14 protein-coding genes and 1 pseudogene are annotated in these 16,003 nt (G+C 61.5%); 2 read left to right on the plus strand and 13 right to left on the minus strand.

From position 1 onward, the window contains the following. Positions 1-9: 9 nt before the first annotated feature. From ku to EOS_RS39085, 3 genes are all read right to left on the minus strand, one after another. Positions 10-915: a non-homologous end joining protein Ku gene (ku, locus tag EOS_RS39075; protein WP_047897589.1), complete on the minus strand. Its 906-nt coding sequence runs from the start codon at positions 913-915 to the stop codon at positions 10-12. Positions 916-1,129: 214 nt separating this feature from the next. Next, positions 1,130-1,714: a DUF6013 family protein gene (locus tag EOS_RS39080; RefSeq protein ID WP_047897590.1), complete on the minus strand. Its 585-nt coding sequence runs from the start codon at positions 1,712-1,714 to the stop codon at positions 1,130-1,132. A 174-nt stretch (positions 1,715-1,888) separates the two neighbouring features. Next, positions 1,889-2,905, minus strand: coding sequence for a zinc-binding alcohol dehydrogenase family protein (locus tag EOS_RS39085; RefSeq protein ID WP_047897591.1), 1,017 nt, complete (start codon positions 2,903-2,905; stop codon positions 1,889-1,891). 121 nt (positions 2,906-3,026) lie between these two features. Between EOS_RS39085 and EOS_RS39090 the strand changes: the two genes are divergently transcribed. Continuing rightward, entirely contained in the window at positions 3,027-3,986 is a 960-nt protein-coding gene (locus EOS_RS39090) for a LysR family transcriptional regulator (RefSeq protein WP_200908753.1), read from the plus strand. A gap of 332 nt (positions 3,987-4,318) precedes the next feature. Here EOS_RS39090 and EOS_RS39095 read toward each other — a convergent pair whose 3' ends face one another. Further along, positions 4,319-5,536 (minus strand): cytochrome P450, encoded by a 1,218-nt coding sequence (locus EOS_RS39095; protein ID WP_047897592.1) that lies wholly within the window; start codon positions 5,534-5,536, stop codon positions 4,319-4,321. 130 nt (positions 5,537-5,666) lie between these two features. Here EOS_RS39095 and serB point away from each other — a divergent pair, with 130 nt between their 5' ends. Continuing rightward, a complete protein-coding gene (gene serB, locus EOS_RS39100; protein ID WP_047897633.1) occupies positions 5,667-6,512 on the plus strand; it encodes a phosphoserine phosphatase SerB in 846 nt (281 codons plus the stop codon). Between the two features lie 64 nt (positions 6,513-6,576). Here serB and EOS_RS39105 read toward each other — a convergent pair whose 3' ends face one another. The 9 genes and pseudogenes from EOS_RS39105 to EOS_RS39145 all read right to left on the minus strand — a co-directional run bounded on the left by EOS_RS39105 (position 6,577) and on the right by EOS_RS39145 (position 15,917). After that, positions 6,577-7,773, minus strand: a complete 1,197-nt coding sequence (locus tag EOS_RS39105) for a cystathionine beta-lyase (RefSeq protein WP_047897593.1) — start codon at positions 7,771-7,773, stop codon at positions 6,577-6,579. Positions 7,774-7,862: 89 nt separating this feature from the next. Further along, on the minus strand, positions 7,863-8,519 hold the full coding sequence (locus tag EOS_RS39110) for a hypothetical protein (protein WP_047897594.1): 657 nt from the start codon (positions 8,517-8,519) through the stop codon (positions 7,863-7,865). Positions 8,520-8,544: 25 nt separating this feature from the next. Continuing rightward, the gene (gene bktB, locus EOS_RS39115; protein WP_047897595.1) at positions 8,545-9,732 is read right to left on the minus strand and encodes a beta-ketothiolase BktB; all 1,188 of its coding nucleotides are present in this window, start codon (positions 9,730-9,732) and stop codon (positions 8,545-8,547) included. A 56-nt stretch (positions 9,733-9,788) separates the two neighbouring features. Then, positions 9,789-11,180, minus strand: coding sequence for a 30S ribosomal protein S12 methylthiotransferase RimO (gene rimO, locus EOS_RS39120; protein WP_047897596.1), 1,392 nt, complete (start codon positions 11,178-11,180; stop codon positions 9,789-9,791). Between the two features lie 115 nt (positions 11,181-11,295). Further along, positions 11,296-12,348, minus strand: a complete 1,053-nt coding sequence (locus EOS_RS39125) for a tRNA dihydrouridine synthase (RefSeq protein WP_047897597.1) — start codon at positions 12,346-12,348, stop codon at positions 11,296-11,298. 210 nt (positions 12,349-12,558) lie between these two features. Continuing rightward, positions 12,559-12,707, minus strand: a pseudogene (locus EOS_RS49460) (IS5/IS1182 family transposase); the annotation flags it as partial. 416 nt (positions 12,708-13,123) lie between these two features. Continuing rightward, a complete protein-coding gene (phaR, locus tag EOS_RS39135) occupies positions 13,124-13,732 on the minus strand; it encodes a polyhydroxyalkanoate synthesis repressor PhaR (protein ID WP_047897599.1) in 609 nt (202 codons plus the stop codon). Between the two features lie 174 nt (positions 13,733-13,906). Continuing rightward, entirely contained in the window at positions 13,907-14,647 is a 741-nt protein-coding gene (locus EOS_RS39140) for a 3-ketoacyl-ACP reductase (protein WP_047897600.1), read from the minus strand. Between the two features lie 88 nt (positions 14,648-14,735). Next, entirely contained in the window at positions 14,736-15,917 is a 1,182-nt protein-coding gene (locus EOS_RS39145) for an acetyl-CoA C-acetyltransferase (RefSeq protein WP_047897601.1), read from the minus strand. Positions 15,918-16,003: the final 86 nt, after the last annotated feature.

Below are 16,003 nucleotides of genomic sequence, written 5' to 3' on the forward strand. Positions count from 1 at the left end.
GACGAGGGTTTATGCGCGTTTGCGGCGCGTTGTGGTCTTGCGCGCGGGTTTCGCCGCCGGTTCCTCTTCAGCATCAGTTGTGTCGTCGTCAGCATTTTTAGCGCCCCGTCTCGCGGGCTTTCCCTTCTTCAAACTGCGCTTGAGCAGTTCGGACAAGTCGAGGATCTCCGCCGATGTCTTGCGCGGAGCACCTTCCTCCACCTCCGACACCTCCTCGGTCTTGCCCTCCTTCACCTTCTTGTTGACGAGCGCCATGATGTCTTCGCGGAACGTGTCGTGATAGTCGTGCGGGTTCCACGTATCGCTCATGTCGTCTATCAATCGCCGGGCCATCTCCAGTTCTTTCGGCGATATCCCCGCTTTCTTCGAGTTCTCATCGGGAAACTTGAACTCGTCGAAATCGCGCACTTCGTCAGCCCAACGCAACGTGTTGAGCGCCAACGCGGGACCCACCGGAATCAGCGCGGCGAGATGCTGCTTGTTGTGCAGCACCACGTTCGCGATCCCCACCTTCCCCGACGCCTTCAACGCATCGCGCAGCAGCGCATACACCTTCTCGCCCTTATGGTCGGGCGCGAGGTAATAGGGGGTATCGAGGGAAAGAAACGAGATTTCGGGTGCTTCGACGAACGCGAGAATATCCACGGTCTGCGTCGACTCGGGGTTAGCCGAGCGAATTTCGGCGTCGCTCATCACGACGTATTTGCCCTTCTCGTACTCAAAGCCGCGCACGATGTTCTCGCGGGTGACGTCCTTGCCCGTGTTCTTGTTGAACTGCTTATAGCCGATGGGGTCCATCGAGCGCTTATCGAGCAGATTAAAGCCGACTTTCTCCGACTGCGTTGCCGGATAAAGCTGCACGGGGACGTGGACCAGCCCGAAGCTGATCGCGCCTTTCCAGATCATGTGTGGCATCGCGCTTGACCTTTTGCGAAAAGCCGCTCTGACGGCGTTGACGATATAAACGATCTGCACGCGCCGACAGACGTGTGGCCGCGTGGGTCGTTACACCGTTGCAGAAAACGTGCCAGATGGACCCGCTCGCGCCGGCTTGGCCGTAGCAGATTGACCGCAGGCAGCGCGCCCTCGAACGCCCCCTGCGATACGTAGAATTTGCCGGACTAGAAGCCTACTTGCGGCTGGCGCTGACCGTAAGTTTCGTGCCGTCACTGAGCGTGACGGATTTTTCGGCGCCGCCGGTGGGCATCGTGAAATGGACTAGCTGGCTGAAGAAGTTATCGGTGGGACATTGCAGTTTCTTGCCGCCCACGGTGACGGCCGTCGCGGCGCGCGGCGCGTGGCCCTGGAAACCCAACTGGACGTCGGCGTCCCCGCTGTTCACGACCACCGCCGCGAAACGGATCTTCACCTGACGTACGGTCGTCCCGCTTGCGTTGCGGATGGCGTCCACGCCCGGGCACGCGTCCGGGACATTCTGCGAACCGCCTGCGGGCTTGCTTTGCCAGGTGAAGTCATCGGTCTGGCCCGAGCGGATCGTGCGTGTTTCCTGCGCACTGCCCCAGTTCTTCGACGCCATCTTCACCGTGTATTTGATCGGTCCGTCGTTGGCGACTTCCGACAGCACCTTGATGCTTGGCGTCGCGTTGGCTGCCGACACAGCCATGCAAGCCAAAAGCGCCATGACGGCGTTGGCGGAAATCACGCGACCTTGCTTCGACCGGCAACCCTGAATAAAACCCGAACGATCGATCATGCGAAAAGCCCCTCCGTGTGCAGCCATCACGCCGGGCATACCGCAACGGCGCCGGGGTGGTCCGAGCCGCGCGTGAGGCGCGATCAGTCTAGCGCGACGCGCGCCGCGCGCTTCTCATGGGAAACCCGCGGCGCGCGGCTTGCAATGGATTGGCCGATCGATACGCTGGACGAGTCAGAATCCGGTCAGCACGAGCTTGCCGATCGCACGCCCTTCTTCCAGCAGCCGGTGCGCTTCGCGCAAGTTCGTTGCGTTGATCTTGCCGAGATCGCGGCCGAGCGTTGTCTTGATCGTGCCTGCGTCGATCAGTCGCGCCACCTCGGTCAGCAGCTTGTGTTGTTCGATCATGTCCGGCGTGCCGAACATCGAGCGTGTGAACATGAATTCCCAGTGGAACGCAGCGCTTTTCGCTTTCAGCAATTCGACGGCAATCGGCTTGTCATTTTCAACGATCGTGCAGATGCCGCCTTGCGGAGCGATGACAGCAGCGGCGGCCGGGAAATGTTTGTCCGTGTCGTTGAAGATCAGCACGTAGTCCACTTGCTCGAAACCCGCGTCCTTCAGTTGCTTCGGCATGTCGCCGAAATGATCGACAATATGATCCGCTCCCAGTTCGCTCGCCCATTTCGCCGACTCCGGCCGTGACGCAGTGGCGATCACCTTCAGCTTCGCCACTTTCTTGGCGAGCTGGATGCCGATCGAACCCACGCCGCCCGCGCCGCCCACGATCAGCACGGACTTGCCCGCGTCGTGTCCTTGCGCCGATACCCCCAGCCGGTCGAACAGCGCTTCCCATGCGGTGATCGTGGTGAGCGGCAATGCTGCTGCGTGCGAGAAATCGAGGGACTTCGGTTTCACGCCGACAATGCGTTCATCGACCAGATGGAACTCGCTGTTTGAACCCGACCGGGTGATGCTGCCCGCATAGAAGACAGGATCGCCTACTTTGAACAGCGTCACGTCGGGGCCGACTGCTTCGACCACGCCCGACGCGTCCCAGCCGAGCACCCGCGGCGTCTCTTCAATCTTGTCCTTTGGCGCGCGGACTTTCGTATCGACGGGATTCACGCCGATCGCTTCGATCTTCACCTGCAGATCGCGGCCGGTGGGCGCGGGTTTGTCGATCTCCACGTCCATCAGCGATTCCGGGTTGGAGATCGGCAGGTAGCGAGTCAGGGCAATAGCTTTCATGGAATAGCTCCTTAAGGTGTTTCAAGCGTCGCACGTGCGATGTATGGGCCCGATCTTAAGGATTTTCGGCTTCGCGCGAAACCGTCATAATCGCTAAAACATTTTATTGAAAAACACGAAAATGACGAAAATGGACGTGCAGAGCGAATCAAGCCATAAGGCGCAACTCGACTTGCTCGACGTGGCGCTGTTCGTGCGGGCGGCGGCTTTATCGAATCTGTCGGCGGCGGGACGGGAGTTCGGACTGTCGGCCGCCGTGGCGAGCGCCCGGCTCGCTCAGCTCGAACGGCAGCTTGGCGCTCGGCTTTTGCATCGCACGACACGGCGCATCAGCGTCACGCAGGAAGGTGAGATTTTTGCCGAGCGCGCCCGCGCGTTGCTCGACGCCGCCGACGCCGCGCGCGCATCGGTTGGACGCGCGTTCGAGCAACCGCAGGGACGTTTGCGCGTGACGATGCCGTCGTCGCTTGGGCGTCAGCATGTATCGCCGGTGATCCCCGAATTCTTGCGCCGCTATCCGGGCGTGACGCTCGACTTGCGGATGACCGACCAGGTAGTCGATCTCGTCGATAAAGGCATCGATCTGGCGGTGCGCATCGGCGCGTTGAAGGATTCGACGCTGGTCGCGAGAAAACTCGCCAGCAACCGGCGCGTGCTATGCGCGTCGCCGGCGTATCTCGCGGAGCACGGCACGCCGCACCATCCCGCCGATCTTGCGCAGCACGAATGCGCGGTTCTCTCCGGTCAGCGCAACTGGGCGTTCGTCACGCCGGCCGGGACCATCGATGTGCGCGTGTCGGGCCGGCTTATGACGGATAACGGCGAAGTGATTCGCGACGCGTTGCTCAGCGGGTTTGGTATCGGATTGAAATCGACGTGGAGCGTGGCGCCGTTCCTGCACAGCGGCGAGCTGGTAACAGTGCTCGACAGCTATCCGCTCGCGGAAACGGTGGCGATCTGGGCGGTGTATCCGAGCCGCGCATTCGTGCCGCCGAAAACGACGGCATTCATCGATTTCCTGATAGAGCATTTCGGCGATCCGCCTTATTGGGATGCGGATCCGCAACGAGTGATGCGGTAGTCGTCTCTCAGCAAATAATAGGAATTTGCGTATTCTTAAAATCCCGGTGAAACGAGATCATTAAAGCGCGATGACGAATTGCAGCGGGTTCGACCAGCCGCCTGCGTTCGCGACAGCTTCTTGGGCTTGGATGACCTCGCGTAGCCGACGGGCTGGCGCGCCTGCGGCAATTCATCCTTGCTGTCCTCGAGTTCGCAGTTTTCCAGCAAACAACGCTTAACAATTTTGGGTGTACAAATAATCCTTGTACTCACTGTTTTTGGGAAATCGCACGGGTTAATGCGCTGAAATTGCGTGCATGGGTGAAGAGAGGCGTGTCCTTAAGAACGCCCTCACCCCACCGCCACCGGCGCCTTCACAAACCCTCGAAACCGCGCCCGCGATGCGCGCACCGGCTCGCCCGCCAACCGGTAATCCGGGAACCGCGCAATAAACCGTCCGATCGCGATACGCGCCTCCAACCGGGCTAGCGACAACCCCGCGCACTGGTGAATCCCGAACCCAAACGCAAGATGCCGGTTCGGCTGACGAGCGATATCGAAGCAATCTGCCGCCTCGAACTGCTCGGGATCGCGATTCGCCGCACCGATGCACAACGTCACCGGCGTCCCGCGCACCACCGGCATCCCGTCAATATGCGTATCCGCCGTCGCGATCCGGTTGCCGAGCTGATTCGAACTTTCGTAGCGCAAACATTCCTCGATCGCACTCTCGATCAGCGCCGGTTCGCCCAATAACCGCGCCCGCTGCTCGGGCCATTGCGCCAGCAGCACGATCCCGTTGCCGATCAGATTGGTGGTCGTCTCGTGACCCGCGTTCAGGATAAAAATGCAGTTATGTAGCAGTTCGGCTTCGTCCAGGCGCTCTGCGGCGGCCTCGCTTTGAATCAGCCGCGTCAGCACGTCATGCTGCGGATCTCCGGGATGCGCGCGGCGGCGTGCCACCAACGTCACCAAATAATCGATGAAATCCGTCACCGCGCGGTTGCCCCGCGCTTCTTGCTCCGCGTTGAGCGCGGGTTCAAGCGCGCCGAGAATCGCGAGCGACCAGTCACGCAACGGCGCGCGTTCGTCGTGCGGCACGTCGAGCAAATTACCGATCACTTCAACTGGAATCGCCGAGGCGAAATCGTTGATCAAATCGATCTCACCGCGTGCGGCGGCCTGATCGAGAAGACCGTCGATCAGGCGCACCAGAGCCGGTTCCATCGCCGCGATCGCACGCGCGGTCAGCGCCCCCGCGATCAGTTTGCGCACGCGCGTGTGTCGCGGCGGATCGTTGAATACGAGGCTGGTCGTGTGATGCGCGAACAGCGCGGTATCGGCGCCGTACTTCGGGGCGAATTCCACGGTCTTGTCGGAGCTGAAGGTTTTCGGATCGCGATACACCGCCTGCACATCCCGGTAACGCGTGAGAAACAGCGAACCATCGGGCATTCTTTTGATCGGCTCCGTGGCGCGCAACGCGTCGTAGAGCGGATACGGATCGGTATAAAACGCGGCGTCGAGCTTGCGCAAGTCGAAGGCACGCGCGCGTTCGGTCGGGGTCATGCGGCTCTCCGTCATTTTATCGACAGCCATCATAGCGGCGCGGCACATGCATCCGCCATCGGTCGGGACCATTACAATGGCGGGTCTTGCGCTGCTTTCTTCCGCTCATTTTTCTCGCTCGCCGCCTGTCATGAACCTCGTCATCCAAAGCCTCGAACCGATCGCCGATTCGCATCTGAAGCCGCTCGCCGCCCTCGCCCGCTCGCAGCAGACCAAACGCGCCGACCCGGCCGGCCAGGTGGTGCGCCTGCTTGGCGTGGATCCTCTGCAGCGTCCAGATATCGACGCGTATTGCGGCGCGCATCGGCTGGATTACGCGTTTATCGACCCGGCGCTGCGCCTGAGCGACTTCGGCCTCGTCGCCATGGACATGGATTCGACGCTGATCACGATCGAGTGTATCGACGAAATCGCCGATTTCTGCGGGTTGAAGGCGGAGGTCGCGGCGATCACCGAAGCGTCGATGCGCGGCGAGATCAATGACTTCAACGAAAGCCTCACGCGGCGTGTCGCGCTGTTGAAGGGGCTCGACGCAAGCGCGCTGGAACGGGTTTATGAGGAACGGCTGCGGTTGTCGTCGGGTGCGGAAACGATGCTCGCGGGGGCGAAGGCGGCGGGCCTGAAAACCCTGCTGGTATCCGGCGGTTTCACGTTCTTCACCGAGAAGCTGAAGGCACGTCTCGGGCTTGATTTCACGCGCGCGAATACGCTTGAAATAGTCGATGGCAAGCTGACCGGGAACGTAACCGGCGAGATCGTCAACGCCGATGTCAAAGCGCGCACGCTGCGCGAGACCTGCGCGCAACTGGGCATCGATCCGCGCCGCTCGATCGCCATGGGTGACGGTTCGAACGACCTGAAGATGATGGCGGAAGCGGGGTTATCGGTGGCGTTCCGGGCAAAGCCGGTGGTGCGCGAAGCGGCTGGGCTGGCGTTGAACTTCGTGGGACTGGATGGCGTGCTGCGACTGTTTTGAGTCAGTCGCCGAGATCGGGCTTGAGGCTAAGGCTAAGGCTCAAGCCCGATCTCGATCAGCGCACTTACCCGCCCAACCTCGCCAACGCCCGCTCCAGATCCGACCGCAGATCCGCCTCATCCTCCAGCCCGATATAAAACCGCACCAGCACGCCTTCATGTGGCCAGACACCGGCGGTGCGCATCGACTTGATGTGGTACGGCATGGCCAAGCTATTCGCACCGCCCCAGCTCCAGCCGATCGCGAAGTTTTCCAGCGCCTCGACGAAGGTATCGATTTGCGCCGGGCTGTAGCGTCTATCGAAGACCACTGAAAACAATCCGCCTGCACCCGTGAAGTCGCGTTCGAAGAATTCATGGCCCGGGCAATCGGGTAACGCCGGATGCAGCACCGCCGCGATTTCCGGGCGCGTCTTGAGCCAGCGGGCCAGCGAAAGCGCCGTCCGGTCGTGAGCCTCGAAGCGAATCTGCATGCTCGGCAAACTGCGCAACACGAGCGAGCAGTCGTCGGAAGACACACCGATCCCCATGCGCATCCGAGCGCGTTTCAATTGCATATGGACGGCTTTGTCGGCGGTGATCGTTGCGCCCATCAGGATGTCGCTGGCGCCGGACTGGTACTTCGTCAGCGCCTGGACGGAGATGTCGACGCCATGGTCGAACGGCTTGAACGCGAGCCCCGCCGAATACGTATTGTCGATAGCCGTCAGGATCTTGCGCGCCCGCGCGACCTTGGCGATGGCCGGCACGTCCTGCACTTCCATCGTCACCGAACCCGGCGCTTCGAGCCAGATCAGCTTCGTGTTCGGCTTGATCAACGCGTCGATGCCCGCACCAATCATCGGATCGTAATACGTCACCTCCAAGCCGAAATCCGCGGCCAGCCAGTCGGCGTGCTCGCGATTCGGCGAATAGGCGTTGTCCGGAATCAGCACGTGATCGCCGGCCTTTACCAGCGCGAAGTACACGTTCGATATTGCCGATAACCCCGAAGGCTGCAGCAACGCATGCTTGCCACCTTCGATTACAGCAAGCCGCTGCGCCAGCGCGAGCGACGTGGGCGTGGCGTGCAGGCCATAGCGCCACTGGCTGTCATCGCTCCAGACAAGCGCGCGCATGGCGGCGAGGTTCGGGAATACCACCGTCGACGCCCGTGCTACCGGCACCGAAAACGAGTCGAAACCGGGGCTTAGCTGGTCATCCGGATGGACGATGCGGGTCTGCAAGCTGCGCGCGCTGGACGAGTTGCTGGAATCGGTCATGAGTGTCCTGCTTGTTCGAGGCTATAAGAAAAAAGCGCCATCGAACGAAGCCGATGACGCGGTATGACATCGAACGGCGAGTTCGCGTTTCACTCGCCGATGATCACATTGCTGGTCCCGCCCAGCGCGTTGCCGGGAACAGGCGGAGCGGGTGGAGGCGCGGGTTCCAGCGAAGGCGCGGCCGATTGCGGCGTTTTCGGTGCAACCGTACCGGCGGCAGGAGCAGCGCCCGATCCGGACCCGATCGGTTTAAGGTTGAACGGCACCGGATTGGAGTCGTCGGCATTCATGCGTTCGCCCGACACGCTGCCATCGGCTGCAAACTTGCCGACCCAGTTCCCGGTGATATGCGTGCCGTCGTTCGACTCTTCGATCTCGAGCGTATCGCCGTCACGGTCGCCTGCGACCAGAATCACCGTCGACGCTCCGGCGAACCGGTATTCGCCGTGCACACCCGTACGCTCATCCGTCTTTGCGCCGAGCTTCATTTCGATCTGCTTGTCGCCGAGCGTGCCGACATAGCGCGGGAAACGCGCGTACGCCGGATTGGGCGTCAGCGGTCTGGCGGGCGGGAGCGCGAGCGTTTCGATGGCTTCCGCCGTACCGGGCGACTGCAGGCCCAGATCGCCTGGCGTGGCAGCTGCACGTGCCGCCGAGACGGCTCGGGAGCCGTCGGGCGGCATCGCCGAATTACAGCCGGCGAGCAACAGCGCTGCCGCTATTGCCGCCACTTTCATTTGCGTCATCGAATAGTTTCCTGTCCTTACCCTGCTACACGCGTTCGAAAATTGCCGCGATGCCCTGCCCGCCACCGATGCACATCGTCACCAGCGCATAGCGCCCACCCACGCGTTGCAACTCGTACAGCGCCTTGACGGTGATCAGCGCGCCGGTTGCACCGATCGGATGGCCGAGCGAGATACCCGAGCCGTTCGGATTGACCTTCGCAGGATCCAATTCGAGCTCCTTCGATACCGCGCAAGCCTGCGCCGCAAACGCTTCATTGGCTTCGATTACGTCGAGGTCGCCAACGCTCAGTCCCGCGCGCTCCAACGCCTTGCGTGTAGCTGGAATCGGGCCAATGCCCATGTATTTCGGATCGACGCCCGCATGCGCATACGAGACGAGCCGCGCGAGTGGCTTCAGGCCACGCTTGTCGGCTACGCTGCGTTCCATCAGCACCACAGCGGCGGCGGCATCGTTGATACCCGACGCATTGCCCGCGGTCACTGTGCCGTTTTCCTTGGCAAACACAGGCTTGAGTTTCGCGAAATCCTGAAGTGTCGGGTTCAGACGGACGTGTTCGTCGGTATCGAAGACAATGTCGCCCTTCTTCGATGCCTGCGTGACGGCAAGAATCTGTTCCTTGAAATAACCCGCTTCAATAGCCCGCGCCGCGCGTCGATGCGATTCCAGCGCAAGTTCGTCCTGCATCTCGCGCGAAATGCCGTACTTCGCGGCGACGTTTTCCGCTGTAACGCCCATGTGGATCGTATCGAAGGGATCGTGCAGCGCGCCGAGCATCATGTCGATGAGACGCGCATCGCCCATGCGCTGGCCGAAGCGCGCCGACTGGGCTAGATACGGTGCACGGCTCATGCTTTCAGCACCGCCGCCGATGGCGATATCGGTGTCCCCAAGCAGGATGGATTGCGCAGCGGAAACGATTGCCTGCAGGCCCGAGCCGCATAACCGGTTAACCGTCAGCGCGGGCGCGTGCTGCGCGACACCTCCGTTCAACGCCGCAACTCGCGCGAGATACATGTCCTTGGGCTCGGTCTGGATCACGTTGCCGAACACCACATGGCCGACGTCCTCGCCCGATACCTTCGCCCGCGACAAGACCTCGCGCACCACGCGTGCGCCGAGATCGGTCGGGCTGAAGTCCTTCAGCGCGCCGCCGAAATCGCCGATTGCGGTCCGTACGCCGCTGACCACCACCACTTCACGTTGCGTCATATCATCTCCTTCCACGGGTGATTTTCGTAAGCCGCGCCGACAGTAAAATCAAAGGCTCAGACTTCGCCCCACAGGTCGTGACCATCGGCGCCGGTGATTTTCACCGACACGAAATCGCCGGCCTTATAGCGCTTCGACGCTTTCTTCGCCGGTTCGATATACACCACGCCATCGATCTCCGGCGCATCCGCCGCCGTGCGCCCGACGCCGCCTTCGTTGCTCAGCTCATCGACGAGCACTTTCAGCGTCTTGCCGATCTTGCGCTTCATGCGTTCCGCCGACAATTGCTCGGCCAGTTCCATGAAACGCGCGCGCCGGTCTTCGCGGACCTCGTCGGGCAGCGCGCCGTCGAGTTCGTTCGCAGTCGCCCCTTCGACCGGCGAATAGGCGAAACAGCCGACTCGGTCCAGATCGGCGATGCGAATGAAGTCCAGCAGCGTCTGGAATTGCTCTTCCGTTTCACCCGGAAATCCAGCAATAAACGTACTGCGAATGGTCAAATCAGGACACATTGCGCGCCACTTTTGCACGCGTTCGAGCACCTTCTCGGCGTTCGCCGGGCGCTTCATGCGCTTGAGCACTTCGGGATGCGCGTGCTGGAACGGCACGTCCAGATAGGGCAGCACGTGGCCCTTCAACGGACCTTCGGCCATCATCGGAATGACTTCGTCCACGCTCGGATACGGGTACACATAATGCAGGCGGACCCAGGCGCCGTATTGCGCGGCCAGCTCGCCCAGCGCACCGACGAGATCGGTCATGCGCGTCTTCACCGGCTTGCCGTTCCAGAAACCGGTGCGATATTTGACATCGACGCCATAGGCGCTCGTGTCCTGAGAAATCACGAGCAATTCCTTGACGCCGGATTTGAAGAGGTTTTCCGCTTCGAGCATCACGTCGGCAACCGGGCGCGACACCAGATCGCCGCGCATGGAAGGGATGATGCAGAACGTGCAGCGGTGATTACATCCTTCCGATATCTTCAGATACGCGTAATGCCGCGGCGTCAGCTTGATACCCGCAGGCGGCACGAGATCGATGAACGGATCGTGCGGCTTGGGCAAATGCAGGTGCACGTGGCTCATGACTTCGGCGGTCGCGTGCGGCCCGGTCACGGCCAGCACCTTCGGATGCACTTCCTCGATCAACCCCGTTCCGCTCGCGCTTTTCTTCGCACCGAGACAGCCGGTCACGATCACCTTGCCATTCTCGTGCAGCGCCTCACCGATGGCGTCGAGACTTTCCTGCACGGCTTCATCGATGAACCCGCAGGTGTTGACCACGACGAGATCGGCACCGTCGTAGGAGCCGGAAATCTCGTAACCCTCCGCGCGCAGTTGCGTGATGATTTGCTCGGAGTCGACTAAAGCTTTTGGACACCCGAGGGATACGAACCCGACTTTAGGAACCGAAGGCGTCGGCACGGCGGGGGAAATGGTCTGCGACATAGGTGGGTCCGGCGTATAGCGGTGACGATGGCGACAAATGGGGACGGTGCGCAAGGTAACGGGTACGGCGTCCGTGAGGACCGGAGTCCGGACAGCGTCCCGCGCACGCAACCGTTTATTGTACCGCGCCGGCGATGGTGCAGCTGACCGGGTGGAAAGGCATTGTCGAACCGAGCCGGCCGAGGGCTGCGCTTTGGGGTGCGGGTATCGAGTCCTTGAATGCCGGAGCGCCCTCGATCACGCCAAGGATTTCGTGCGAATCATGCAGGCGCCGGATGGCTGCGTGCAGCTCGGCGGCCTGCGGCCAAGTCCGCTTGAGATAGCCCAGCCACATTTTGACGCGTCCGTGCTCATGACGGGCCGCGACACGGACTTGCAGCTTTCTCAGGTAATCGGCGAGTTGAGCGAGCACGGCCGGCCATTCCTCGCCGGAAGGCGTCCGGTCCATCAGTCCGCGGATGCGCAAAGCCAGGAACGGATCCGAGACGGCGCCGCGCCCGATCATCACGTCCGCACAGCCGCTAACCGCCCCGCACCGCTCCCAGTCGGCCACTGTCCAGACTTCTCCATTGGCGACGACCGGCACGCCCACGGCGGCGTTTATACGTGCGATCCACTCCCAGTGAGCTGGCGGCCGGTAGCCGTGGTCACGCGTTCTGGCATGCACGACAAGGGAGGCGGCACCGCCCTCCGCCAGCGCCGTGGCACAGTCAATCGCAAGCGAGGTATCGGACACGCCAAGCCGCATTTTTGCTGTCACGGCGATGCCCGCAGGCACCGCCGCGCGAACGGACGAAACGATCCGGTTCAGCTCTTCAGGGTGCGCCAGAAGCATCGCGCCACCGCCGTGGCGGTTGACGATCTTGGCGGGGCAGCCGAAGTTCAGATCGACTCCATGCGGCGACAGACTGGCTGCGCAGGCCGCATTCAGCGCCATCCATCCAGGATCGCTGCCGAGCAATTGAATCACCATTGGCGTGCTGCCGGGTGTACGGCCCCCGTGGAGGACTTCGGGCGTTTCTCTCTCGTAGACACTTCGTGGAAGTACCGAGCCCGTAACCCTGACAAATTCGGATACGCATCCGTCGAATCCGCCTGTGCGGGTCAGCACGTCACGCAGCACGTAGTCCGCAAGCCCTTCCATGGGCGCAAGAAATAGCCGGCTCATGCGAGAACGGCGCTTAAGTTGCTTTTGCGAATCTTATGGTCACCCGAGCGAAACAAAGCCTACCTTGGGCGGCGTGCTGACGCCTGATTCGAGTGTAAGGGGGAAGAAACTGGCGGCATGGAGGTGGTCCGGCGGATGGCGGTAAACGTAACTTTGTATTGTACCGCGCCGCTGGGCTCTGCCGCCCGGCCTACAACTAACTGGTCGCCCGATCGTGTGCTTCGCCTCCACTGCGCGAAGACCCAGCCGAAAAAGCCCGCGGGCTTGTCGTCGCGCGCCATGAAGCCGCTGTCCGGATCGGTGCGGCTGACCTTCACATCCTTCATTGGCGGCGCATCATCGTGATCACGCTTCAGGGGGTTTAGCGTGAGCATCTCGATGCTCGTATTGCACGGGTGTCGGTTTCTTCAGCATGACAACCATTCAATGACAAAGCCAGGCTCATGACCAGGCTTTGTCAGCAGTCTGAAGCCCGCTTAGCGCAGGCTTTTTTTCGGTCTACCGGCATTATGACGGAGTTACCCCTTGAGCCTTGAGACCGATAGGTGTACGACAAAGAGCGACGCCGCGGGAAAGCAGGACAAATGACGCTTAAAAAGGTGAGAACCGGCGCGGCATCCGCCACAGGGCGACGTATTCGCCTTGGGCGCTGCGCTGCAAACCGATACTGTACCGTGAGCCAAGCGCGGTCGAATGCCGCGCGCCCAACCTTAACCCGCGCGGCTTTCAAAGCCGTCGCGAGTCTCCTGCAAACCGCTCGCCAGACCGCCCCCGCTTACTTCTTCTCCGGCGTGCCAGCCGGCGGAGTCGTAGTCGTAGTCGGCGTCGCGGTCGTCGCCGGAGTCGGGAACGGGAACGTGTTGAACATCGACTTCGCCTGGGTCTGCATCTGCTCCTGCATCTGCACGAACATGTTCTTCGATTGCTCGATATAGCTCGTCATCATTCCTTGCATCATGGGCGCCTGCATGTTCATGAATTGCGCCCAGACTTCGGGATTCAGCGGCACAGCATTACCGTCGATCAGCCCTTTCGACTGATCGGTGAGCTTGTGCTGGATGTCGATGAACGCCTGGATATTCTTCTCCAGGTACGTGCCCATCATGCCCTGCATCGCGTTGCCGTAGAAGCGGATGATCTGCGACAGCATCGTCGATGAAAACATCGGCAGGCCGCCGCTTTCTTCTTCCAAAATGATCTGCAGCAGGATGCTGCGCGTCAGGTCCTCAGCAGACTTGGCGTCCATCACCTTGAACTCTTCCTGGTCGAGCACGAGCTGTTTGACGTCGGAAAGCGTGATGTAGGTGCTGGTTTCGGTATCGTAGAGCCGGCGATTCGGATATTTTTTTATGAGTCGTTCGGCGGATTTCTTTGTAGTGGTCATGTAACGCCTTTAAACGCAAAACTCAAACTGTGCCGACGGACTCCGCGTGATTGAAAGCGACGCAAGCCGCCGGTTCGTAGTTGGTGCCGGCGCTCCGGCATCCAGCTGTAACGCCCCGCCCCGACGCGGGACGCGCGGCGCGCACAGCTTTATGGCGCGCCGCTTGAAGCCCCTTCACCCCATGTGCAAGCCGCCATTCAGCGAGAAGTCGGCGCCCGTCGAAAAACCCGATTCCTCCGATGCCAGCCACGCCACGATCGAGCCAATTTCCTCCGGCCGCCCGAGCCTGCGAACCGGAATGGTCGCGACGATCTTCTCCAGCACGTCTGGACGGATCGACTTCACCATATCCGTCCCGATGTAACCCGGCGAAATGGTGTTGACCGTCACGCCCTTGGTCGCCACTTCCTGCGCCAGCGCCATCGTGAAGCCGTGAATGCCGGCCTTGGCCGTGGAGTAGTTGGTCTGGCCGAACTGCCCTTTCTGACCGTTTACCGACGAAATATTGATCACGCGTCCGAAACCGCGCTCGACCATGCCGTCGATCACCTGTTTCGTCACGTTGAAAAGACTCGTCAGATTGGTGTCGATAACGGCGGTCCAGTCTTCGTGCGTCATCTTGCGGAACACAACGTCGCGCGTGATGCCCGCGTTGTTCACCAGGATGTCGACTTCGCCGACTTCGGCCTTGACCTTGTCGAAGGCGTTCTTGGTCGACTCCCAGTCGCCCACGTTGCCTTCTGAGGCGATGAAGTCGTAACCCAGCGCCTTTTGCTCTTCGAGCCATTTGACCCGGCGCGGCGAATTCGGCCCGCAACCCGCGACGACCGTGTAGCCGTCCTTATGCAGCCGCTGGCAGATACTCGTACCAATGCCGCCCATGCCGCCCGTCACATACGCTACTCGTTTCGTCATTGCTCGCTCCATTTATCGTTATGCGCGCCGCCGTCCGGGCTTCTCTAACACCCGGCCATGACGCGCGGTGCTCTCGCACGCTGTCTCCCTACGGCCGCTCTACCGCGAGCGCCACACCCATACCGCCGCCGATACACAACGACGCCAGCCCTTTCTTCGCATCGCGTTTCTGCATTTCATGCAGCAGCGTGACGAGAATCCGGCAACCGGACGCACCGATCGGATGACCGATCGCGATCGCCCCGCCGTTCACGTTGACCTTCGACGTGTCCCAGCCCATCTGCTGATGCACCGCGAGCGCCTGGGCCGCGAATGCCTCGTTGATTTCCATCAGATCGAGGTCGGACGCGGACCAGCCCGCGCGTTCCAGGCAGCGCTTCGATGCCGGCACGGGACCCATGCCCATCACCTTCGGATCGACGCCCGCGTTCGCGTACGCCTTGATGCGCGCGATTGGCGTGAGGCCTAGCGCATCGGCCTTTTTCGCCGACATGACGATCACAGCCGCCGCGCCATCATTAAGACCGGACGCGTTCGCCGCGGTCACTGTGCCTTCCTTCGAGAACGCCGGTTTCAGGCTGGACAGGGACTCCGCCGTCACGCCGTGACGCACGAATTCGTCGGTGGCGAAACGCAGCGGCTCGCCTTTGCGCTGGGGAATTTCAACGGGTACGATTTCATCGTTGAAACGGCCCGACTTCTGTGCCGCTTCCGCCTTGTTCTGCGACAACGCCGCAAACTCGTCCTGAGCCGCACGCGAAATGCCGTATTCCTTGGCGACGTTCTCCGCCGTAATACCCATGTGGATAGAGTTGAACGCGTCCCACAGGCCGTCGACGATCATCGAATCGATCAGCTTCGCGTCGCCCATGCGGAAACCGTCGCGTGAACCCGACAATACATGCGGCGCCGCGCTCATGTTTTCCTGACCGCCCGCGATCACGATGTCGGCATCGCCCGCGATAATCGCGTTCGCCGCCAGCATCACGGCCTTCAGGCCCGAGCCGCACACCTTGTTGATGGTCATGCCCGGCACCGAGCTGGGCAAGCCAGCCTTGATCAGCGCCTGGCGCGCCGGATTCTGACCCGAACCCGCCGTGAGAACCTGGCCGAGGATCACTTCACTGATCTGCTCGGGCTTGAGGTTTGCGCGTTCGAGTAATGCGCGAATCACGATTGCACCGAGGTCGGGTGAGGCGATCTTCGCCAGCGACCCGCCGAATTTGCCGACGGCCGTCCGTGCGGCCGATACGATCACTACGTCTGTCATTTCAGTTTCCTTTGAGAATCGAAAGTGCTAGCCCGGTTTTAGCCGGCTGACTGCGTGGCCGGCTGGATGCGTGTTCGCGCTTGCCC

The sequence above is a fragment of the Caballeronia mineralivorans PML1(12) genome (assembly GCF_001028175.1).
In the GTDB taxonomy this organism is placed as follows: Bacteria; Pseudomonadota; Gammaproteobacteria; order Burkholderiales; family Burkholderiaceae; genus Caballeronia; species Caballeronia mineralivorans.